At 61.5% G+C, this 20253-nt stretch carries 20 protein-coding genes and 1 riboswitch; of the genes, 17 read left to right on the forward strand and 3 right to left on the reverse strand.

The features are described from left to right. Position 1 precedes the first annotated feature (1 nt). The 13 genes from WDB88_RS16670 (at position 2) to WDB88_RS16730 (ending at position 13289) form a co-directional block, all read left to right on the forward strand. Entirely contained in the window at positions 2–595 is a 594-nt protein-coding gene (locus WDB88_RS16670) for a d(CMP) kinase (RefSeq protein WP_330629262.1), read from the forward strand. A 41-nt stretch (positions 596–636) separates the two neighbouring features. Beyond that, entirely contained in the window at positions 637–867 is a 231-nt protein-coding gene (locus tag WDB88_RS16675; RefSeq protein WP_339109842.1) for a hypothetical protein, read from the forward strand. A gap of 115 nt (positions 868–982) precedes the next feature. Further along, positions 983–1123: a hypothetical protein gene (locus tag WDB88_RS16680; RefSeq protein WP_339109843.1), complete on the forward strand. Its 141-nt coding sequence runs from the start codon at positions 983–985 to the stop codon at positions 1121–1123. 292 nt (positions 1124–1415) lie between these two features. Beyond that, positions 1416–1982 (forward strand): glutathione peroxidase, encoded by a 567-nt coding sequence (locus WDB88_RS16685; RefSeq protein ID WP_330629265.1) that lies wholly within the window; start codon positions 1416–1418, stop codon positions 1980–1982. 173 nt (positions 1983–2155) lie between these two features. After that, positions 2156–3835 carry a 30S ribosomal protein S1 gene (rpsA, locus tag WDB88_RS16690; RefSeq protein WP_330629266.1) on the forward strand — a complete coding sequence of 560 codons (1680 nt, stop codon included), beginning with the start codon at positions 2156–2158 and terminating at the stop codon, positions 3833–3835. A gap of 257 nt (positions 3836–4092) precedes the next feature. Further along, positions 4093–4383, forward strand: a complete 291-nt coding sequence (ihfB, locus tag WDB88_RS16695) for an integration host factor subunit beta (RefSeq protein WP_339109844.1) — start codon at positions 4093–4095, stop codon at positions 4381–4383. A 2-nt stretch (positions 4384–4385) separates the two neighbouring features. After that, entirely contained in the window at positions 4386–4748 is a 363-nt protein-coding gene (locus WDB88_RS16700; protein WP_339109845.1) for a LapA family protein, read from the forward strand. Between the two features lie 6 nt (positions 4749–4754). Then, positions 4755–5396 (forward strand): phosphoribosylanthranilate isomerase, encoded by a 642-nt coding sequence (locus tag WDB88_RS16705; protein ID WP_330629269.1) that lies wholly within the window; start codon positions 4755–4757, stop codon positions 5394–5396. Between the two features lie 74 nt (positions 5397–5470). After that, a riboswitch (TPP riboswitch) is annotated at positions 5471–5591 on the forward strand. Positions 5592–5701: 110 nt separating this feature from the next. Continuing rightward, entirely contained in the window at positions 5702–7486 is a 1785-nt protein-coding gene (thiC, locus tag WDB88_RS16710) for a phosphomethylpyrimidine synthase ThiC (RefSeq protein ID WP_330629271.1), read from the forward strand. A 228-nt stretch (positions 7487–7714) separates the two neighbouring features. Continuing rightward, positions 7715–8917 carry a PLP-dependent aminotransferase family protein gene (locus WDB88_RS16715; RefSeq protein ID WP_339109846.1) on the forward strand — a complete coding sequence of 401 codons (1203 nt, stop codon included), beginning with the start codon at positions 7715–7717 and terminating at the stop codon, positions 8915–8917. 257 nt (positions 8918–9174) lie between these two features. Beyond that, a complete protein-coding gene (efeU, locus tag WDB88_RS16720; protein ID WP_339109847.1) occupies positions 9175–10764 on the forward strand; it encodes an iron uptake transporter permease EfeU in 1590 nt (529 codons plus the stop codon). Continuing rightward, positions 10764–11960: an iron uptake system protein EfeO gene (efeO, locus tag WDB88_RS16725; protein ID WP_339109848.1), complete on the forward strand. Its 1197-nt coding sequence runs from the start codon at positions 10764–10766 to the stop codon at positions 11958–11960. Before efeU ends, efeO begins: the two co-directional genes overlap by 1 nt. A 93-nt stretch (positions 11961–12053) precedes the next feature. Next, positions 12054–13289: a Dyp-type peroxidase gene (locus WDB88_RS16730; RefSeq protein ID WP_339109849.1), complete on the forward strand. Its 1236-nt coding sequence runs from the start codon at positions 12054–12056 to the stop codon at positions 13287–13289. A gap of 164 nt (positions 13290–13453) precedes the next feature. Here the strand turns inward: WDB88_RS16730 and WDB88_RS16735 are convergent, their stop codons facing one another. From WDB88_RS16735 to WDB88_RS16745, 3 genes are all read right to left on the reverse strand, one after another. Beyond that, on the reverse strand, positions 13454–13861 hold the full coding sequence (locus WDB88_RS16735; protein ID WP_339109850.1) for an EF-hand domain-containing protein: 408 nt from the start codon (positions 13859–13861) through the stop codon (positions 13454–13456). A 107-nt stretch (positions 13862–13968) separates the two neighbouring features. Next, the gene (locus WDB88_RS16740; RefSeq protein WP_339109851.1) at positions 13969–15162 is read right to left on the reverse strand and encodes an MFS transporter; all 1194 of its coding nucleotides are present in this window, start codon (positions 15160–15162) and stop codon (positions 13969–13971) included. A 69-nt stretch (positions 15163–15231) separates the two neighbouring features. Then, on the reverse strand, positions 15232–16104 hold the full coding sequence (locus tag WDB88_RS16745) for a hypothetical protein (RefSeq protein ID WP_339109852.1): 873 nt from the start codon (positions 16102–16104) through the stop codon (positions 15232–15234). Between the two features lie 242 nt (positions 16105–16346). Here WDB88_RS16745 and miaB point away from each other — a divergent pair, with 242 nt between their 5' ends. From miaB to WDB88_RS16765, 4 genes are all read left to right on the forward strand, one after another. Then, complete coding sequence (gene miaB / locus WDB88_RS16750) at positions 16347–17705, forward strand: tRNA (N6-isopentenyl adenosine(37)-C2)-methylthiotransferase MiaB (protein WP_330629280.1); 1359 nt, start codon at positions 16347–16349, stop codon at positions 17703–17705. A 276-nt stretch (positions 17706–17981) separates the two neighbouring features. Then, positions 17982–18485 carry an OmpA family protein gene (locus WDB88_RS16755; protein ID WP_330629632.1) on the forward strand — a complete coding sequence of 168 codons (504 nt, stop codon included), beginning with the start codon at positions 17982–17984 and terminating at the stop codon, positions 18483–18485. A 12-nt stretch (positions 18486–18497) separates the two neighbouring features. Continuing rightward, positions 18498–18806 carry a hypothetical protein gene (locus WDB88_RS16760; RefSeq protein ID WP_330629281.1) on the forward strand — a complete coding sequence of 103 codons (309 nt, stop codon included), beginning with the start codon at positions 18498–18500 and terminating at the stop codon, positions 18804–18806. Positions 18807–18992: 186 nt separating this feature from the next. Beyond that, on the forward strand, positions 18993–20003 hold the full coding sequence (locus WDB88_RS16765) for a PhoH family protein (RefSeq protein WP_330629282.1): 1011 nt from the start codon (positions 18993–18995) through the stop codon (positions 20001–20003). Positions 20004–20253: the final 250 nt, after the last annotated feature.

Consider the following 20253-nt stretch of genomic DNA (forward strand, 5'->3'; position numbering starts at 1 on the left):
TATGAGCTTTACCGTCGCCATTGATGGCCCCGCCGCCGCCGGTAAAGGCACGATCTCCAAGGCCGTGTCCGCGCATTTCGGCTTTGCCCATCTGGATACGGGGCTTTTGTACCGTGCCGTGGGCGCGAAAGTGGCCGAGGGGCAGGACCCGTTCCGCGCCGCCGAAGGGCTGGTGCCCGAGGATCTGCAACGTTCGGACCTGCGCACTTTGGGCGCGGGGCAGGCGGCCTCGCGGGTGGCGGCCCTGCCGACGGTGCGGGTGGCTCTGGTTGATTTCCAGCGCCGCTTTGCCGAAAGCCCCGAGGGCGCAGTGCTGGACGGGCGCGACATTGGCACGGTGATCTGCCCGCGCGCGCAGGTGAAGCTGTTTGTGACGGCCTCGCCCGAGGTGCGCGCCCATCGTCGCTGGCTGGAAGTTGGCGGGGATGAGGCGCAGGTTCTGGCCGAGGTCATCGAGCGCGACGAGCGCGACATGAACCGCACGGACGCGCCACTGCGCCCCGCGCCGGATGCGCATCTGCTGGACACCTCCGATCTGAGCATCGAGGACGCCATCGCCCAAGCTATCGCCCTGATCGAGGCCAAGCGCGGTTAGCGCCGGGGGGCCAAGGTTGCAGGCTTTGGCGGGGTTCGTCGATGAAAAATTGTCTTAAATGGCTCGCCAAGGCTGTAGCCGAAAATTTGTTAAACTGGGCGCAGCTGATTGCGGCGGTGGTGCTCGTGCTGGTCTTCGGGCCTGAAGACCCTGATCCTCTGACCTTCTTTTTGGCCATTATAGGAGTGACGGTCGCGCTGGCTATCCTGACGGGTCTGCTTTGGGGCTTTTGTCACAAGCTATGGTCAGCAGGTAAACGCCGAGACAGCTAGGCCGGATTGCCAGCATATGGCACTTGGGTCATCCTGCCCATATGCGCCTGATCCTCCTTCTTTGTCTGCGTGCATCGCCCCTTCGTGCCGAGACGCCCGAACCCCCCGAGGGTTGATGGCCTACCATAGCGATCTGCCGCGCAGCTTTCCGTTGATCGTGAAGACCCCTCCGGAACGGGATGTCTATATCGAGCTGTCCTCCTCTGCCAGCGGCGCGCTTGTGCTGGGTGCGGACCCTCGTCCAGCAACCGGCTGAACCGCTTGATTTCGCGGTCGCGGGGATCTCGTGCAAGGAGGGGTGGGTGCCGGATCTGGCCACCCCCGACAGCCGCCGTCCTGTCGCCATCTGTCCACGCTATCGCCTTGCACGAACGCGGTTCAAGGCCGGTCGTCGCCCGCGCCCGCATGCGCCCGATAAGCGGGAAACAGCCGAATGCGACGGAGCATCACATTTGAGGCGTTACAAACGCATCTGCGAGTGAAATAATTTTCACATAGAGGTGAACCATGCGTGAGATTTTGCGTTAGATGACGAAGGAGATCGGATTATGCGCAAAGTTGTTTACGGCGTTATCGGGCTTTTCATGCTGATCGGCTTCGCTCTCAGTGCTACGGGTGCCGCCGTTTCCGCCAGTTCGCGCAGTCCGATGCCTGATGTGACATTTCAGGGGATCGAAGGGCAGAATTTCCGCCTTGCGGATTGGTCGGACAAGGTCGTGCTGGTGGTGAATACCGCCTCCCGTTGCGGCTATGCGGGCCAGTTCGAGGAGATGCAGGAGCTTCTGGACCGCTATGCCGATCAGGGCTTCACGGTGCTGGCGGTGCCCTCGGATGATTTCCGTCAGGAGCTTCCGACCAATGAGGAGGTGCGCCGCTATTGCGTGATGGCCTTCGGGATCGAGGATATGCCGATGGCGCAGATTACCGCGATCACCGGCACCAAGGCGCATCCTTTCTATGCCTGGCTGCGCGACCGGTATCACTTCGAACCGGACTGGAATTTCAATAAAGTGCTGCTGGGACGCGGTGGCGAGGTGCTGCGCACCTATCGCGCCTCCGATGCGCCGATGTCCGAGGCGATGCGCCGTGATATCGAAACCGCGCTGAAAGGCTAGGGCGGACAGGGCTGCGGGCCGTATTCAGGCTTGCCTGAAAAGGAAAATGCGCTTATATGGGCGCGTCCGAACTGGGGGGCGAGTCTGTCGCGCCCCTTTTTGACTATCCAACGACAAGACCGGTGGAGCCAACCATCAGGCCTGAATAAATCTGTAAAGGAAACTCTAAACGCATGTCGCATAACGCATCCATGGACGAATTCGAAGCGCTTCTTAACGAAAGCCTCGAAATCGACACCCCGAACGAAGGTTCGGTTGTTAAAGGTAAGGTCATCGCAATCGAAGCGGGCCAAGCCATCATCGACGTCGGCTACAAAATGGAAGGCCGCGTTGATCTTAAAGAATTCGCAAACCCGGGCGAAGCTCCGCAGATCGAAGTCGGCGACGAAGTCGAAGTCTTCCTCGATCGCGTTGAAAACGCACGTGGTGAAGCTGTTATCTCGCGCGACAAGGCTCGCCGCGAAGCAGCTTGGGACCGTCTCGAAGCAGCCTACGCAAAAGAAGAGCGCGTCGAAGGCGCTATCTTCGGTCGCGTCAAAGGCGGTTTCACCGTGGATCTGGGCGGCGCAGTTGCGTTCCTTCCGGGCTCTCAGGTCGATGTGCGCCCCGTGCGCGATGCCGGCCCGCTGATGGGTCTGAAGCAGCCCTTCCAAATCCTGAAAATGGACCGTCGCCGTGGCAACATCGTTGTGTCGCGTCGTGCGATCCTCGAAGAGTCGCGTGCTGAACAGCGTGCCGAAGTCATCGCGAACCTCACCGAAGGTCAGGTTGTCGAAGGCGTGGTCAAGAACATCACCGAATACGGTGCCTTCGTTGATCTGGGCGGCGTTGACGGCCTGCTGCACGTCACCGACATGGCATGGCGCCGTGTGAACCACCCGTCCGAGATCCTGACGATCGGCGAGACCGTGAAGGTCCAGGTTGTCAAGATCAACAAAGACACCCACCGCATCTCGCTGGGCATGAAGCAGCTGCAAGCGGATCCGTGGGATTCGGTCGAAGCGAAGTTCCCGCTGGGTTCGGTGCACTCGGGCCGCGTGACCAACATCACCGATTACGGTGCATTCGTCGAGCTGGAAGCAGGCGTCGAAGGTCTGGTTCACGTGTCCGAAATGTCCTGGACCAAGAAAAACGTCCACCCCGGCAAAATCGTTTCGACGAGCCAGGAAGTCGACGTCATGGTTCTGGAAATCGACACCCAGAAGCGCCGCGTTTCGCTTGGCCTCAAGCAAACCATGCGTAACCCGTGGGAAGTCTTCGCAGAGACCCATCCGGTCGGCACCCAGATCGAAGGCGAAGTCAAGAACATCACCGAATTCGGTCTGTTCATCGGCCTCGACAACGACATCGACGGCATGGTTCACCTGTCTGACCTGTCGTGGGAACAGCGCGGCGAAGACGCGATCCAGAACTACCGCAAAGGCGATATGGTTTCGGCCGTTGTCACCGAAGTGGACATCGAGAAAGAGCGTATCTCGCTCTCGATCAAAGCTCTGGACGCAGACACCTTCTCCGACGCAGTTGACGGCGTGAAGCGTGGTTCGGTGATCACCGTGAACGTGACCGCGATCGAAGATGGCGGCATCGAAGTCGAATATAACGGCATGAAATCCTTCATCCGTCGTTCGGACCTCGCACGTGACCGCGCTGACCAGCGCCCCGAGCGTTTCCAAGTTGGCGATCACGTCGATGTGCGCGTGACCAATGTCGACTCGAAAACCCGTCGTCTGGGCGTCTCGATCAAAGCGCGCGAGATCGCAGAAGAGAAAGAAGCCGTGGAACAGTACGGTTCGTCCGATTCGGGCGCATCGCTGGGCGATATCCTCGGCGCAGCTCTGAAGGGCGAGGAGTAATCCTGCTCTCCGGATCTGGTTTCAGATCTTTACCCCGTCCGGTTGTACCGGGCGGGGTTTTTATTTATAAAAGCTTCACATGTGCAGATTTTGCCCAAGGAAAAGGCATTTGGGGAAGGGAAGACAGGTAAATTTTCGCGCGCAAGGCCGCTTGATCGCTAATCAGGTAGTTATTACAGTGCTTTGCTGTTTGTCATGCCGAAAATTCTGCCTATAGTCAGAACAGCACCGCCAATTCTCGCAGGGGGAATTCTTACATGATCCGGTCCGAGCTGATCGCAAAAATTGCCGAAGATAATCCGCATCTCTTCCAACGCGATGTCGAGAGGATCGTGAATACGATTTTCGAGGAGATCATCGAAGCGATGGCCCGTGGAGACCGGGTCGAGCTGCGCGGTTTCGGTGCCTTTTCCGTCAAGAAACGGGATGCACGCACGGGACGGAACCCGCGCACTGGCGATTCCGTTGATGTCAACGAGAAACATGTCCCCTTCTTCAAGACCGGCAAGCTGCTGCGCGACCGTCTGAACGGGGTGGAGGAAGAATAAACATGATCCGCGCCCTGCGTTACGCCATCCTTGCGATCCTTGCGGTCGTTCTTATCGTCATCGCTCTGTCGAACACGCAGATCGTCACGCTGCGTCTGCTGCCGGAAGAAACGGCAGGGGTGCTGGGATTTGGCTGGTCGGTACAGGTGCCGTTGTTTGTGGCGATCATGACGGGCGTTCTGCTGGGGCTCTTGATCGGCTTCGTGTGGGAATGGGCGCGGGAATACCGCATCCGCTCGCGCGGCGCACAAGAGGCCCGTAAGGCCAAGGCGCTGGAGCGTGAGCTGGGGCATCTCAAGCAGCGCCATGAAGGCCCGCAGGATGATGTTCTGGCGGTTCTGGAGCGCGCGCCCTCGGCCCGCTGATCCTCTATGGCACCCCGCGTCAAAATCTGCGGTCTTAGCAAGCCCGCCCATGTCGAGGCCGTATCCCGGAGTGGTGCGGCCTATGCTGGTTTTGTCTTCTTCCCGAAGTCGCCGCGCAATGTGACGATTGCTCAGGCGCGCGAGCTGGCGCTGATGGTGCCGCTGGGCGTGGCCAAGGTCGCGCTGGTGGTCAATGCAACAGATGCCGAGCTTGATGCCATCACGGCGCAAGTTCCCCTTGATATGCTCCAGCTTCACGGCAAGGAAACGCCCGAGCGTGTGGCTGAGATACGTGCCCGCTATGGTCTGCCGGTGATGAAGGCTCTGGGCGTGGCCGAGCCTTCGGACCTAGAGGCGATCCCCGCCTATGAGGCCGTGGCCGACCAGATCCTTGTGGATGCCAAAGCCCCGAAAGGGGCCGCTTTGCCCGGCGGTAACGGGCTGTCGTTCGACTGGACGCTGATTGCAGGACGCAAATGGTCCAAGCCGTGGATGCTGGCGGGCGGGCTGACCCCCGAGAATGTCGCCTTGGCGATTGCGCGCACAGGGGCCAATCAGCTGGATGTGTCTTCGGGTGTCGAGTCCGCGCCTGGAGTGAAAGAGGCGTCTCTTATCAAAGACTTCGTTGCGGCGGCGGGCGCTGCCTGAGCGGTTTTGGCCAGCCTTGCACAGCGCCAATCTGTGAATAGCCATTGACGGCGCATCTTATTTCGGCAAATCTCCGGCCCTGTCAGGGGAGTCCCGCCTAAGGGACTGAGAGGCTGATTGGAAGCAATTCCGGTGACGCGACCCTTTGAACCTGACCCAGTTGATGCTGGCGTAGGAAGACCGAAGGGCAATTCCGCATTCCATATCCTATGGGCGGTCCTTTCGGGCCGCTTTGGCCCTTGCGGCCCGCAGTGGCCTATTCCCTCGCAGTTTTTGGTTGGGTCTTTTCGAAAGAGGAGACCGACATGAAAGATATCGTCCCGACGATTACCACCGGCGCGCTGATCGGCTCGCGCAAGGTGCATAAGGAAGGCCAGATCCACGCACTGCGCGTGCCCATGCGCGAGATCGAGATCTCGAACGAGGAGGCGCTGTGCGTCTATGACAGCTCGGGCCCCTATACCGACCCGCTGGCCGAGATCGACATTACCAAGGGCCTGCCCGAGACCCGTGGCGGCTGGCTGCAGGCGCGCGGCGAGATCGAGGAATATGAGGGCCGCGCCATCACCGATGCCGATAACGGCTTTGCCAAGGGCGACCGCCTCGTGGCGCCGTTCCCCGTGCAGCGTCCGCCGCTGCGCGCGATTGGGGACCGCGCCGTGACGCAGCTCGCCTATGCCCGGGCAGGGGTGATCACCCCCGAGATGGAATTCGTGGCCATCCGCGAGAATGAGGGCCGTATGGCCGCCTATACCCGCGATGGTGACCCGATGGGTGCAAACCTCCCCGATCTGGTGACGCCGGAATTCGTGCGCCAGGAAATCGCGGAAGGCCGCGCGATCATCCCCGCCAATATCAACCACCGCGAGCTTGAGCCGATGATCATCGGCCGCAACTTCAAAGTGAAGATCAACGCCAATATCGGCAATTCGGCGGTGACCTCTTCGATGGAAGAGGAAGTCGAGAAAATGGTCTGGGCGATCCGCTGGGGCGGGGACACGGTGATGGACCTCTCGACGGGCCGCAATATCCACAATATCCGCGACTGGATCATCCGCAACGCGCCGGTCCCGATCGGCACGGTGCCTTTGTATCAGGCGCTGGAAAAGGTGGGCGGCGTGGCCGAGGACCTCACATGGGAGATCTTCCGCGACACGCTGATCGAGCAGGCAGAGCAGGGGGTCGATTACTTCACCATCCATGCGGGCGTGCGCCTGCATATGATCCCGATGACCGCCAAACGCGTCACCGGCATCGTTTCGCGCGGCGGCTCGATCATGGCGAAATGGTGCCTGCATCATCACCGCGAAAGCTTCCTTTACGAGCATTTCGACGAGATCTGCGATATCTGCCGCCGCTATGATGTCAGCTTCTCGCTGGGGGACGGCCTGCGTCCGGGCTCGATTGCCGATGCCAATGACGAGGCGCAATTTGCCGAACTGCGCACCTTGGGCGAGCTGACCAAGATCGCATGGGCGAAGGACTGTCAGGTGATGATCGAAGGGCCGGGCCATGTGGCCATGCACAAGATCAAGGCCAATATGGACGAGCAGCTCAAGCACTGCCATGAGGCGCCCTTCTACACGCTTGGACCGCTGACCACCGATATCGCGCCGGGTTATGACCATATCACCTCGGCCATTGGGGCTGCGATGATCGGTTGGTTCGGTACGGCGATGCTGTGCTATGTGACGCCCAAGGAACACCTCGGCCTGCCCGACCGCGACGATGTGAAGACGGGGGTGATCACCTATAAGCTGGCCGCCCATGCCGCCGATCTTGCCAAGGGCCATCCGGGGGCGCAGCGGCGCGATGACGCGATCAGCCGTGCGCGGTTTGAATTCCGCTGGGAAGATCAGTTCAACATCGGGCTCGACCCCGATACCGCGCGCGAGATGCATGACGAGACCATGCCCGCGCAGGCGCATAAGGTGGCGCATTTCTGTTCGATGTGCGGGCCGAAATTCTGCTCCATGAAGATCAGCCATGACATCCGCGCCGAGGCCCAGCGGCAGGAGGGCATGGGCAAGATGGCCGAGAAATTCCGCGAGGGCGGGGCGCTTTACATCCCCGAACCGACCGAAGGCTAACGCCTAAAACTGTGGGCGCAGAAATTTTTGTGCGCCCACAGTGCCGCATTCGAAATATTGCTCTCGTTTTTATGACTGAGGCGCAGGTTTTCTGTGCGCCAGATCACGGCTGCCCGCCTTGCGAAGGCTTCCGTTAGGCGCTAACGCTGCGTTCAGGCCCTTTGGGCATTCTATTTCACGCGGCCACGCAAGGGCGTGATCCGCCAGACGAGACGCAGGAGACGAAAAATGGACTGGACGAAAGTGCTCGCACGCCGCGCGGGCCGGATGAAAGCCTCGGAGATCCGTGAGCTGCTGAAACTTCTCGACCAGCCCGATATCATCTCTTTCGCGGGCGGTATTCCCGACCCCGATCTCTTCCCCAGCGCGGCCTATTCCGACGCTTTTGCCGCCACGATGGCCGATAATAACGGCCATGCGGCGTTGCAATATTCGGTCTCCGAAGGCTATCGCCCGCTGCGCGAATGGCTTGTGGGCGAGATGGAAAAGATCGGCGTGCCCTGTGCCGTTGACAATATCATGATCACCTCCGGTTCGCAGCAGGCGCTGGATTATCTGGGCAAGCTGTTCCTGACCGAAAACGATACCGCCGCCGTGATGCGCCCGACCTATCTGGGCGCTTTGGGAGCGTTCAACGCCTATGAGCCGCGTTATATTCCGCTGGATCCGATGTCGAATATCGACCCCGAGACCCTGAAGACGGAGGCCAAGGCCGCCGGCGGCGCGGTAAAATTTGCCTATCTCTCGGCAGATTTTGCCAACCCGACGGGCGAGACCCTGCCCCGTGACGGGCGCGAGCGTCTGCTGGATCAGGCCGAGGCGCTGGATTGCGCGATCATCGAGGATGGCGCCTATCAGAACCTGCGTTTCGATGGCGAGGCGATCCCGCCGATCCTTGCGCTGGACATCGAACGCAAGGGCGGTATCGAGAACACCCGCACCATCTATTGCGGGTCTTTCTCGAAAACGCTGGCGCCCGGTCTGCGCGTGGGCTGGGTTGTGGCGGCAAAGCCGGTGATCGACCGTCTGGTGCTGATGAAACAGGCCGCCGACCTGCATTCGCCGACCCTCAACCAGATCGTGACGAACCATGTGGCGCGCGCGATCTTCCACGAGCATGTGGCCAAGATCAAGGCGGTCTATGCCAGCCGTCGCGACCGGATGCTGGCCGCGCTCGAGCGCGAGATGCCGGCATCGGTCAGCTTCACCCGTCCCGAAGGGGGCATGTTCATCTGGCTGACCTTCGACCCCAAACTCGACGGGGCCGATCTGCTGGCGAAAGCGGTACGCGATGAAAAAGTCGCCTTCGTCCCGGGCGGGGCGTTCTTTGCCGATGGCTCGGGCCAGAACACCCTGCGGCTCAGCTATTCCTGCGCGACCGATGCCCAGATCGACGAAGGGATCGCACGGATCGGCCGCATCCTGCGCTAAGCCATTACCAGACAAACGAAACCCCCTGCCATCCATCGATGGCGGGGGATTTTTTATTTGGGGTGCAGGCGGCTTTGCCGACAGAAATTTCCTTGGGTCATCTTCACGCGAGCGTGTTTTGACAGGTCTTTGCCAAGGGCGCAGAAGCCATTGGTAAGTAAATTGGTCAGGAATTCAGGGCCAATCCGGTATCTCGCAGGAGGGATGTGTCTGACGGCCCAGACCCGTCCTTCCGGCCAAGTCGAAAGGTCTGGTCGATGTTGGCAACCTTGGTAATCGCGCTGCGTGAAGGGCTTGAGGCCTCGCTGATCGTGGGGATCATCGCGGCTTTCCTGCGTCGCAACGGGGTTGGCTTGGGGGCGATGTGGACCGGCGTTATTGCCGCACTCGTGCTGTCACTGGCGGTAGGGCTCGGGCTGAACCATCTGGAACAGAGCCTGCCGCAGGCCCGACAGGAGGCGCTGGAAACCGTCATCGGGGCGGTGGCGATTGTCTTCGTGACCGGCATGATCTTGTGGATGGACAAGCATGGCCGCGATATGCGCAGCAGTCTGGAAAGCGAGGCTGCGGCAGCCCTTGGCGGGCGGCGGGCCTTCGCCCTTGCGCTGATGGCCTTTCTGGCCGTGCTGAAAGAGGGGTTCGAAACTGCCGTCTTCTTTCTGGCAACCTTTTCTGCGGCACAATCCACATTCTGGGCCGCCTGCGGGGCGGTGATCGGGCTGGGTCTGGCGGTGGCCATCGGCTGGGGCATCTATGCCGGCGGAGTGCGCCTGAACCTGTCGCGGTTTTTCCGTGTGACGGGGGCATTCCTGCTATTGGTGGCGGCGGGCCTGTGCGTGACCGCGCTGCGCACCGCGCATGAGGCGGGTTGGATCAATGCGGGCCAGCAGCTTGTCGTCAACCTGTCTTGGCTGGTGCAGCCGGGCACGGTGCGGGCGGCGTTGATGACCGGCGTTCTGGGTATCCCTGCCGATCCGCGTCTGATCGAGGTGCTGGGTTGGCTGGCCTATCTGGGTCCGGTGGCGCTGATGGTCTACTGGCCCAAATCGCGTCCGCTTGCACCCCGGACCGCGGCGCGTCTCAAACTTGGTGCGGGGGCGGTTCTGGCGCTGGTCGGGGTCGGGCTTCTGCTGACGCCGCAACCGCGGGCCCGTCTGCGCCAGACCGCACCGCTTACAACGATACAGGGCGATATGTCCGGTGAGTTGCGCCTTGCCCATGCCGATCTTCTGGTCCGTTTCGGTACGGCCGAGCTGCGCCTTGCCCCGATCCGCAGTCAAGATGCCAGCCATAACGGGCAGGCGCTGAATATAGGCGATTACGCCGCGACCCTAGCAATCCCGACAGCGCCCGATAGCGTCAGCTTTGCCGATCTGGTGGCACTGAATGGCGGGCGCAGGCCGATCGGGTTGAACCCCACGCGCTATCCCGGACCCTATGCGGCACAATGGCAGGCCGATATCCAGGCACAGGCCACAAGCGGGCAGGGGGCTGTTGTGGCCGCGCAGGCCCGTAGCAGCGTCAGCGTCACCCTGTCGGGCGGCGGGCTACAGACCCCGCGCAGCCTGCGTGTGCGCGAGGTGCCGGACGCCGTGCAAAAGGCCATCGGCCCCGCCCGCTGGGCCATCCCCGAAACCTACACGACCCAAGCCAAAGCCGCCTATCGCGATTTCGGGGCGGCCTTGCAGGAATGGCAGTTCTGGTGCCGCCAGTTTCCGCTTGTTCTTCTGGGGGCGGCGCTTGCCTGCGTGTTGCGCGGTGCACGTCAGCGCCGCCGCCTTTCTCCCGAATCTTTCCACTCTACAGCCGGCGCACGCGCCGAACCCGCAGCAAAAGGAATGCCGTAATGCCGTTTTCCCGCCCGTCCTCTCTTGTCCTTCCGCTTGTCGCAACGCTGGCCGCCAGCACGGCTTACGCACAGACGGCACAGAAAAACGATGCTGGTGCCGCACAGGTTGCCATCACCCTGACCGGCGATAATGGCGGCACCTGCGCCCTGAGCGCCAAGGAAGCCGTTGCGGGTCCGGTCACGTTCACCGTCACCAACCAGACAGCTACAGCCCTGACCGAAGTCGAGCTTCTGTCCGGCAATCGCATCATCGGTGAAAAAGAGAACCTCGCCCCCGGTCTGCCGCCCGTGTCCTTTACCGTGACCCTTGGCGGCGGCGATTACGAGATCTACTGCCCCGGCGCGGCAGAGCAGAAGGTGGCCTTCAGCGTCAAGGGCCAGTTGGCACAGCGCCCGCAAGGCAGCGCCTCCGAACTGCTGGCAAAGGGCACCAAAGACTACAATGCCTATGTCAACGAGACCGTTGATGCGATGCTGGTTGCGGTGACCAAACTCAAAACCGATATCGATGCCGGAAATCTTGAGGCCGCCAAGATCGATTATGCGCGGGCCCGCCCGTTTTACGAGCGGATCGAATCCGATGTGGACGGGTTCGTGATGGACGGGTTCGATGCCACGGACAACCACGGCAATCTCGATTACCTCATCGATATGCGGGCCTCGAATGAAGACCCCGCCGTGGGCTGGTCGGGCTATCACGCGATCGAGCGCGATCTGTTCGAACGTGGCGCCATTACCGAGGACACTAAGACGCTTGCGGCGGATCTGGTGAAGAATGTCACGCTGCTGGACAAGCTTGCCCCCAGCCTCGATTTCTGGCCCGAGGATCTGGCCAACGGGGCTGCAGACTTGCTGGAAGAGGTCCAGAGCAGCAAGATCAGCGGCGAGGAAGAAGCCTATAGCCACATCGATCTGGCCGATTTCGCGGGCAATGTGGAAGGGGCGGAACAGGCCTTTGCCTATCTGCAACCGGGTATGGAGCAGATCGACCCCGATCTGACCGCGCGTGTCAGCGACGAATTTGCCAAGGTCCGCGCCCTGCTGGACCAGTATCGCGACAATTCGGTGCCCGGTGGGTATGTGCTGTATACGCAAGAGCTGAAAGCGTCGGATAAGGTCAAGCTCAGCAAAGCCATCCAGTCGTTGCAGGAACCGCTGTCGCGCGTGGCCGAGAAGGTCGCGACCGCAGGCTAAGACGCATCTGGGGGCGGGTGGCCTTGTGCCGGCCCGCCCCGTGAGACATCTGTCAGACCGCCTTCTCCCAGCCTGACTTGCAAAGGAGACATCATGGACATCCCCGATTCCCGCCGCCGTGGCCTTCTGTTCGGCGCGGCGCTTTCACCTTTTGCCGCCCCCGCGCTGGTGTCCGCCGCGCAAGCGAGCGATGACCCCCAAGACCCGCCCACAGACCAGATAGACCTGACCCATGCTTATCCGTTTTACGGGCCGGGACCGCAGGCGGGCATCGCGACACCGCCGCAGCGCCATATCGTCTATATGACCTTCGATCTGACCTCGACCGACCCGCGCGATTTGCAGATATTGCTGGCCCGCTGGTCGGCCTCGATCGCCCAGATGATGAAGGGCGAGCCGATCAGCAAGGTCGATCCGGGGCGGCCCAATGCCGGTGCGCTGGATACGGGCGAGGCGCTGGATCTGGCACCGGCCTCGCTGAGTGTGACCGTGGGCTTGGGGCCGGGGGTGTTCGATGACAGGCTGGGATTGCAGGCCTTCCGTCCCAAAGCCTTGCGCCCGCTCAAACGTCTGCCCGGAGACGCGCTTTTGCCCGAGATTTCGGGGGGCGATCTTTCGCTACAGGCCTGTGCGGATGATCCGCAGGTGGCCTATCATGCGGTGCGGGTGCTGGCACGGCTGGCCAAATCCACCGGAACGGCGGCCACTCGCTGGGCGATCATGGGGTTCGGTCGGGCTTCGGCAGGGGTCGGGCAGAGCACACCGCGCAATCTTCTGGGGTTTCGGGATGGCACCCGCAATATCGTCACCGAGCAGGACCGCGCGAAATTCGTGTGGTCCGACAATCCCGGCTGGGGGGCGGGGGGCAGCTATCAGGTGGTGCGTAAAATCCGGATGTTCATCGAAAGCTGGGATACCGACCGCGTGGATGACCAGAACGAGGTCTTTGGCCGTTTCAAGGTGTCGGGAGCGCCGCTGACCGGCACGCATGAATTCGATACGCCCGATTTCAAGGCACAGGGGCCGCATGGGCCCGTGATTCCGGCCAATGCACATATGCGTCTTGCGGCGCATGAGCATCATAACGGGCTGAAGATCCTGCGGCGCGGGTATAACTATACCGACGGGATCAACAGTCTGGGCATGCTGGATGCGGGGTTGTTGTTCCTGTCCTACCAGAATGATCCGCATGCGTTCGAGACGCTACAGACCCGTCTGGGGGCGTCGGACGCGCTGAACGAATATATCTCGCATATCGCATCGGGCGTGTTCTTCGTGCCGCCCGCCCCGCCCGAGGGCAGCTATATCGGTGCGCATATGTTTGCGTGAGCGAAGCACCTTCCCCTGCGGCATAAACCCCGCGGCGGCCTGTCGCGGGGTCTTTTTGAGAGACGCGCGGGGGATGTGGGGGCGCAGGGCCGCTGCCCGCACCGTGCCAGAGCAGAATGCGGGCTCGCCTTCCGTTGCGCGCCGTCTGTCACGGCGCGGGGGGATCAGCGTTGCGGCTTGGGGGGTGTCATCTTCGCCAGAAAGGCTTTGAATTCCTTTTTGGAAATGATGCCATCGTGGTTGCGGTCCAGTTCTGCGCCGCTGGGCGGTCGGGGATGGTCGGCCTTGCCTTTGGGGGCCGCGCCCTTGGGAGCCGCATGGCCGGATTTGGAAGGCGGCGGGCCATCGGGGCGGGGGGCATGTTCGGCCATGAACATGTCGAATTCCTTTACCGTGACCCGTCCGTCATGGTTGCGGTCCATCTCTTTCAGGCTCGGCGGGCGGGGCGGTTCGTCTGCCTCTCTGGCCGGCGGCTTGGTCTGGGCTAGGGCCTGTGTGCTGACGACCGGCCCGCAGGCCAGAAGCGCGGCCAGAGCCACGGTGCCAAAGGGGAGAACACCCGACTGTTTCATGCGTTAATCCTATATGCTTCGACATCCGGCCTTTGTCAGACAAAGGCCGTCTTTTCCGAACGGAACGGGCAGGGGCTTCCGTCGGGCCGGACCGGCCCATCTGGCTGTTAGCGATGGCGGATCAGTAAACTCAGCGCGAGCAGGCAGAGGGCGGTTGCCAGAACGGCAAAACCCGTTGCCAGCGGTGCCAGCGGCAAGGCCAGTGTCAGCAGGCCGAAAATTACCACGGGTACCGAGATCGCCAGATAGCTCACCACGAAATACAGCGAGATCACTCCGGCGCGGTCGGTGTCCGGTGCCGCCGCTCCGATGGCCGCCAGACCGGAGCGGAAGGCGAGGCCATGCCCGAGACCGGCGACCAGCGTGGCCAGAAGGAGCAGCGGCAGGTTCTGCATCTGGAAGGCAAAGGCCATGATCGTCGTGCCTGCGCCCAGCACCAGACAGCCCAGTGGCCCGCGCCAGCCTGCGCCGATATGGCCGACCAAGGCCTGCCCGAGGGTCGAGGCAAGGAAAATGAACCCCGCGACGAAGCCGATCAGAAGCGGGCTGTGATAGCCCATGATCTGCCCCAGAAATCCGGGAATGACGGCCGAGTAGAAGCCGAACACCATGAACCCCGCCACGGCGGCAATCGCGGCGGGCAGGAAGGCGCGGCGCACTTCGGGGGGGAGTGCGAGCGATTGTGGCGACCAGTCCGGACGGGCCGCTTTCGTGACGCGTTCGGGCACATGGCGGAAACAGAGCGCAGCCAGACAGATCAGCGCCAGATGCAGCAGATAGGGTGTCAGCAAGGGCAAAGGCATCAGCAGGGCGGCGGCTCCGGCCAGCAACGGGCCCGCGCCGAGCCCGCCCATATTGGCGGCGGTCGCGACCAGCACGCCCAGCTTCACATGGCGGGGCGGCGCAAGGTCCATGACGGTTGCGGTGGCCGTCGAGGCAAAGATCCCCGCCGACAGCCCCGAGATCATCCGCGCCAGCAGAACCAGCCAGAGCTGCCCTGCCAGACAGAAGACCAGATCGCTTGCCACCGAAAGACCGACACCGGCATAGAGCATCGGTTTGCGCCCGATCTGGTCGGACCAGCGCCCCGTCAGTACCAATGCGGCAATCACCCCGCCCGCATAGACCGCAAAGATCACGGTGATCATCGCCTGCGACAGATCCATCTGCTGCCGGTAAAGCGTGTAAAGCGGCGTCGGCAGGGTGGTGCCCGACATCGCACAGAAGAACAGCAGGGCCGCAATCAGGAACAGGCCGATGCCTGCGCGCGCGTCGCGGGGGGAAGAAACGGCATCGGTCATCAGGCGTCCTCGCATGGGGAGGGTCAGCATGACCTAGCTTATCATTTCGGGCAAGCGGTTCCGATGCGCCTAGAACCACTGGCCCGGTTCGATCAGCCCCAGATCGAGAAGCTGCTGCGAGTTCCACTGGAAGGGCTCGGCATTATACCAGCGGAAATCCTGAATGGCCCAGGACGAACCGGGATTGGTTTTCAGCGCTTTGGCCGCGCGGAAGGACAGGATCGCGCCGGTCAGGTTATGATGCCACGGGCAGGAATAGGTGTTGTATTCCTCGTCGCTGAAGGTGTGATCGGCACGCAGCGTCAGCCCCTGTGCCGCCGAGAACAGGCCGATGCGGTCGATCTTGCGACGGTTCTCGCGCACATGTTCCTCGAAGCGCCAGCGCAACCCGCCAAAGAAATCGAGCTGCCGCTCCTTGGGGTGATTGTGGTTTTCGGGGTCGAGCCGTGCCAGCGCGTAATAGCCCGCGCGGTCCAGCATCGCATCCTCGCGGCTGACGCCATTGGGATTGGCCTCCAGATCGGCGGTATAAAGGTCGATCACATAGGTCAGCATCGCGGGACGCCGCTCTTCGGTATGGAAGGCCAGCATTTCGCCCACGCGGCGGGTCTCGCTGAACGGATAGAAGAGATATTCGGCGTTATAGCAATAATACAACCAGACCTTGGGCGGGGTCAGGCTGATGGCCAGATTGACCGCCGCCACCGTCGCACCCGGTTCATGGGTGTCGTAATCGACTCTGTGAACCCGCGCCTCGAACCCTTCGGGCAGGGGTAGGGCCTGCGGCATGAAGGCGATCACCTCTCGGAAGCCACAGTTCAGATGATGGGCCAGCGTGCTGTCCAGCTCGACCTCGTCCTCGACAAGAATCAAGGCCACCGGCCCTTTGGCAAACAGGGACTGGCCCTTGCTGGCAAGATCATCAAGAGAAGAAAATAGCATGGAGCGTCCGGTCTTTTGCGCCAGATTTCCCCAAGAGGCAGGTGATTACAAGAGCGTGATCGCCCGAGCCTGCGGCGCGGGGCATTCTTGCACCACCTACCATTGCCTTTCTGGTCTGTGAAAACATCACTTTTGGCCGCAGCTTGACGGGCGATGCTTGCTCCATAGGGCAATCTCCGGTATCGGGCAGGCTGCCGATCCGCCACATCCGCCCCCAATCTGTCCGCCAGGAGGTTTCTCTGATGCCCGATTCCAAGCTTGATACCGTTGAGACGCCCGCCGTTCCGGTGCTGAAGAAGCTGCATATCAAGACCTACGGCTGCCAGATGAACGTCTATGACAGCGAGCGTATGGCCGAGGCGATGGGCGGCGAGGGCTATGTCCTGACCGACAGCCCCGAAGAGGCCGATATGGTGCTGCTGAACACCTGCCACATCCGCGAGAAGGCCGCCGAGAAGGTCTATCACGAGCTGGGCCGCCTGCGTCCGCTCAAAGAGGCCAACCCGAACCTGAAGATCGGGGTGGCGGGCTGTGTGGCGCAGGCCGAGGGCGAAGAGATCCGCCGCCGCATGCCGCTGGTGGATATGGTGGTGGGCTCGCAAAGCTATCACAAACTGCCTGCGATGACCCGCGCGGTGGATCGCGGCGAGAAGCCGGTGGATACCGACTTCCCCGTCGAGGATAAATTCGAACATCTTCCCGAGCGCCCCGTGCAGGCGCGCCCCACCGCCTTTCTGACGGTGCAGGAAGGGTGCGACAAGTTCTGCGCCTTCTGCGTGGTGCCCTATACCCGCGGGGCCGAGGTCTCGCGCCCTGTGGCCCGCATCTTGGGCGAGGCGCGCAAGCTGGTCGAGAAGGGCGTGCGCGAGATCACCCTTCTGGGTCAGAACGTCAACGCCTATCACGGCGAGGGCGAGGAGGGCACCTGGTCTCTGGCGCGTCTGGTGCGCGAATTGGCCAAGATCGAGGGGCTGGACCGGATCCGCTATACCACCTCGCATCCGAATGACATGGAAGATGATCTGATCGCCGCCCACGGCGATGAACCCAAGCTGATGCCCTATCTGCATCTGCCGGTGCAATCGGGCTCCGACCGTATTCTGAAGGCGATGAACCGCAAGCATACGGCGGCGGAATATATCCGCCTGATCGAGCGTATCCGTGCCGCCCGCCCCGATCTGGTGCTTTCGGGCGATTTTATCGTGGGCTTCCCCGGCGAGACCGATCAGGATTTCGAGGATACGATGGAGCTGGTGCGCAAGGTGGGCTATGGCGCGGCCTATTCGTTCAAATATTCCGCCCGTCCGGGCACGCCTGCGGCAGATCGCACCGATGCCGTGCCTGCCGAGGTGGCCGATGAGCGTCTGCAACGTCTGCAGGCGCTGATCACCCAGCAGCAGCGCGCCACCCAAGAGGCGATGGTCGGGCGCGAATGTTTCGTGCTGTTCGAAAAGCCGGGCCGTCAGGAAGGCCAGTGGGTCGGCAAGTCGGATTATCTGCAAGCGGTTCACGTTAAAGGTGAAAATATCCGCCCCGGCACATTGGCACGGGTCCGCATTACGGCGTCGGGCCCCAATTCGCTTGCCGGAGAGCTGATCTGATAAACCGGTTTTGGCGGATCACGTAAAAACCATGCGAATCCGCCAAAATAGAAACAATCCGTGGTTTTTGGGGGACTTGTTTCCATAATCACTACTACATCTTGCGTCTTTACCCTTCCATTGCGTCACTTTTTTGCTAATCTGCCGTGAGTTGGACATTTTGCCGCCCGCTGCATGGAAAATGCCGCTCGGGATGGCATTTAGGGGGACGAGACGGTGATCAGCACTCTCTTGCAAAAAATGAAGCCGGTGGCCGGCTTTGCCCTGGCGGCTGGCATGGTTTTCGCCATTGGCTTTGCCCCGGCACAGGCGCAGCAGACGCGCGCCGAAAAATATATTCCCGGCATCTGGATCGACCCCGATGGCTGCGAGCACTGGGTCATGGATGACGGTGCCGAAGGGTATATGGACAACCGCATCACCCGCGACGGGCGTCCGGTCTGCCACCGCAATGTCTGCGGCATCATTCCGACCGATACGCTGTTTGCCACCGACCGTTCTGCGATCTCGGTTGCGGGGCGTGAATATCTGCGCAACTTCTTCCGCACCGCGCAGGCGCGCAGCTTCATCATTACGGGGCATACCGACAGCCGCGCCTCTGACGAGTATAACATGAAGCTTTCCAAGCGCCGCGCCGAAGCCGTGGCGGGTGTCGCCCGCGAGGTCGGCGCGCCGGTGCTGGCCGTGAACTGGTATGGCGAGCGCCAGCCGCGCGCGACCAATGCCACCCGCGAAGGCATGGCGCAGAACCGCCGCGTTGAAATCATCTGTGTGAAATAAGGGGCCGGTATCATGACTGCCATAAAGACACTCGTGCTGCTGGGGCTGGTGGGGGCAATGGGCGCCTGTACCGCCGTCGGTCCGGACAAAAGCCGTGACCGCGGTTGGGGGTCGAAAGATCTCAGCCAGTTGAAAGCCGGTATCTGGATCGATCCGGAAGGCTGTGACCACTGGATCATCGATGACGGTGTCGAGGGCTATCTCTCGGCGCGGCTTGATGATTACGGCAAGCCGATCTGCTCGGGAGCTGGCCCTGCCGCCACGGCTGTCGGTCCGTTCAAATCGGGCTCGGATATTCCCGACCCGACGCCGGGCTACTGATTCTGTATGACTTTGCCGGAACTTTCGGGGTCCGGCGCGCAATTCTTGAACCGCACGCCTGTCGTGCGGTTCTTTTTTGTCTCAGATTGATGAAATCTCGCGGCATGGATCGTTGCAGACAAAAAGCAAGACTTGCGCAACACACATCTTGGGGGCACCATATTTACTAGGAATCCAGCCAGGAGGATGTATTTGGGCTTCAGTGCGATAACCCCCCCGCCCAGCTCTCAGGATGCCCGCGAGACACTTCTCGAGTTTCCTGATAATAAACTTCTGATCGATCTTTGCGGCGAGTTTGACCGCAATCTCGCACGGATCGAACAGGCCTTATCGGTGCATATCCTCCGACGTGGCAACCAGCTTGCCGTCGTGGGTGCACCAGAGGCCCAAGCCCAGGCGGCTGCGGTTGTGCAGCACTTATACCAGCGGCTGGAAGCCCAGAAACCCATTGAAACCGGCGATATCGATGCCGCCCTGCGCGCCACCGAGCTGGGGGGGACCACGAGCTTCGAAGACCAGCTCGAGATGTTCGCCAAAGGGCAATATGAAATCCGCACCCGCAAGAAACAGGTCGAACCCCGCACCGAGGCGCAGAAAGCCTATGTGCGCAACCTGTTCGAGAACGAGATGGCCTTTGGCATTGGCCCCGCAGGGACCGGCAAGACCTATCTGGCGGTGGCTGTGGGTGTGACCATGCTGATCTCGGGCGAGGTCGACAAGATCCTGCTGTCGCGTCCGGCCGTGGAGGCGGGCGAGCGTTTGGGCTTTCTGCCCGGCGATATGAAGGACAAGGTCGACCCTTATATGCAGCCGCTTTATGACGCGCTGAACGACTTCCTGCCGCAAAAGCAGCTGGCCAAGCTGATGGAAGACAAGCGCATCGAGATCGCGCCTCTGGCCTTCATGCGCGGTCGCACGCTATCGAATGCCTTTGTGGTGCTGGACGAGGCACAGAACGCCACCACCATGCAGATGAAGATGTTCCTGACCCGTCTGGGGCAGGGGTCGCGCATGGTGATCACCGGCGACCGCTCTCAGGTCGACCTGCCGCGGGGGATGCCCTCGGGGCTTGCCGATGCCGAGCGTATTCTGGACGGGGTCGAAGGGATTTCCTTCAATTACTTCACCTCGAAGGATGTGGTGCGCCATCACTTGGTCGCGAAGATCATCAACGCCTATGAAAAAGCCGAAGGCTGACGGCGTCTCTATCACAACCACGAGAGCGGGCCAAAGGCCCGCTTTTTTATGTCCGTAGCCCGCCAGCTTGGCATTGAACAGCGATCAAATCTTGGGCAGTCTTCCCCTGCCTGCGAAAGAATGCCTAACTTCTCGTAGAAAAGGGACAATCTTCTCTTTCTCGTTATTTGTTATCCGTGGCAGCGTGCAGGGATAAGAACTGTCATCTAGACGTCAAAAACGGCGCTTAAACGCGGCGGGGGCAAACCCA

This window comes from Thioclava sp. GXIMD4216, from assembly GCF_037949285.1.
Taxonomy (GTDB): domain Bacteria; phylum Pseudomonadota; class Alphaproteobacteria; order Rhodobacterales; family Rhodobacteraceae; genus Thioclava; species Thioclava litoralis.

Coding starts and splice junctions, on each gene's coding strand:
- WDB88_RS16670 (WP_330629262.1), top strand. CDS start 2: ATGAGCTTTACCGTCGCCATTGATGGCCCCGCCGCCGCCGGTAAAGGC.
- WDB88_RS16675 (WP_339109842.1), top strand. CDS start 637: ATGAAAAATTGTCTTAAATGGCTCGCCAAGGCTGTAGCCGAAAATTTG.
- WDB88_RS16680 (WP_339109843.1), top strand. CDS start 983: ATGGCCTACCATAGCGATCTGCCGCGCAGCTTTCCGTTGATCGTGAAG.
- WDB88_RS16685 (WP_330629265.1), top strand. CDS start 1,416: ATGCGCAAAGTTGTTTACGGCGTTATCGGGCTTTTCATGCTGATCGGC.
- rpsA (WP_330629266.1), top strand. CDS start 2,156: ATGTCGCATAACGCATCCATGGACGAATTCGAAGCGCTTCTTAACGAA.
- ihfB (WP_339109844.1), top strand. CDS start 4,093: ATGATCCGGTCCGAGCTGATCGCAAAAATTGCCGAAGATAATCCGCAT.
- WDB88_RS16700 (WP_339109845.1), top strand. CDS start 4,386: ATGATCCGCGCCCTGCGTTACGCCATCCTTGCGATCCTTGCGGTCGTT.
- WDB88_RS16705 (WP_330629269.1), top strand. CDS start 4,755: ATGGCACCCCGCGTCAAAATCTGCGGTCTTAGCAAGCCCGCCCATGTC.
- thiC (WP_330629271.1), top strand. CDS start 5,702: ATGAAAGATATCGTCCCGACGATTACCACCGGCGCGCTGATCGGCTCG.
- WDB88_RS16715 (WP_339109846.1), top strand. CDS start 7,715: ATGGACTGGACGAAAGTGCTCGCACGCCGCGCGGGCCGGATGAAAGCC.
- efeU (WP_339109847.1), top strand. CDS start 9,175: ATGTTGGCAACCTTGGTAATCGCGCTGCGTGAAGGGCTTGAGGCCTCG.
- efeO (WP_339109848.1), top strand. CDS start 10,764: ATGCCGTTTTCCCGCCCGTCCTCTCTTGTCCTTCCGCTTGTCGCAACG.
- WDB88_RS16730 (WP_339109849.1), top strand. CDS start 12,054: ATGGACATCCCCGATTCCCGCCGCCGTGGCCTTCTGTTCGGCGCGGCG.
- WDB88_RS16735 (WP_339109850.1), bottom strand. CDS start 13,861: ATGAAACAGTCGGGTGTTCTCCCCTTTGGCACCGTGGCTCTGGCCGCG.
- WDB88_RS16740 (WP_339109851.1), bottom strand. CDS start 15,162: ATGACCGATGCCGTTTCTTCCCCCCGCGACGCGCGCGCAGGCATCGGC.
- WDB88_RS16745 (WP_339109852.1), bottom strand. CDS start 16,104: ATGCTATTTTCTTCTCTTGATGATCTTGCCAGCAAGGGCCAGTCCCTG.
- miaB (WP_330629280.1), top strand. CDS start 16,347: ATGCCCGATTCCAAGCTTGATACCGTTGAGACGCCCGCCGTTCCGGTG.
- WDB88_RS16755 (WP_330629632.1), top strand. CDS start 17,982: ATGGTTTTCGCCATTGGCTTTGCCCCGGCACAGGCGCAGCAGACGCGC.
- WDB88_RS16760 (WP_330629281.1), top strand. CDS start 18,498: ATGACTGCCATAAAGACACTCGTGCTGCTGGGGCTGGTGGGGGCAATG.
- WDB88_RS16765 (WP_330629282.1), top strand. CDS start 18,993: ATGTATTTGGGCTTCAGTGCGATAACCCCCCCGCCCAGCTCTCAGGAT.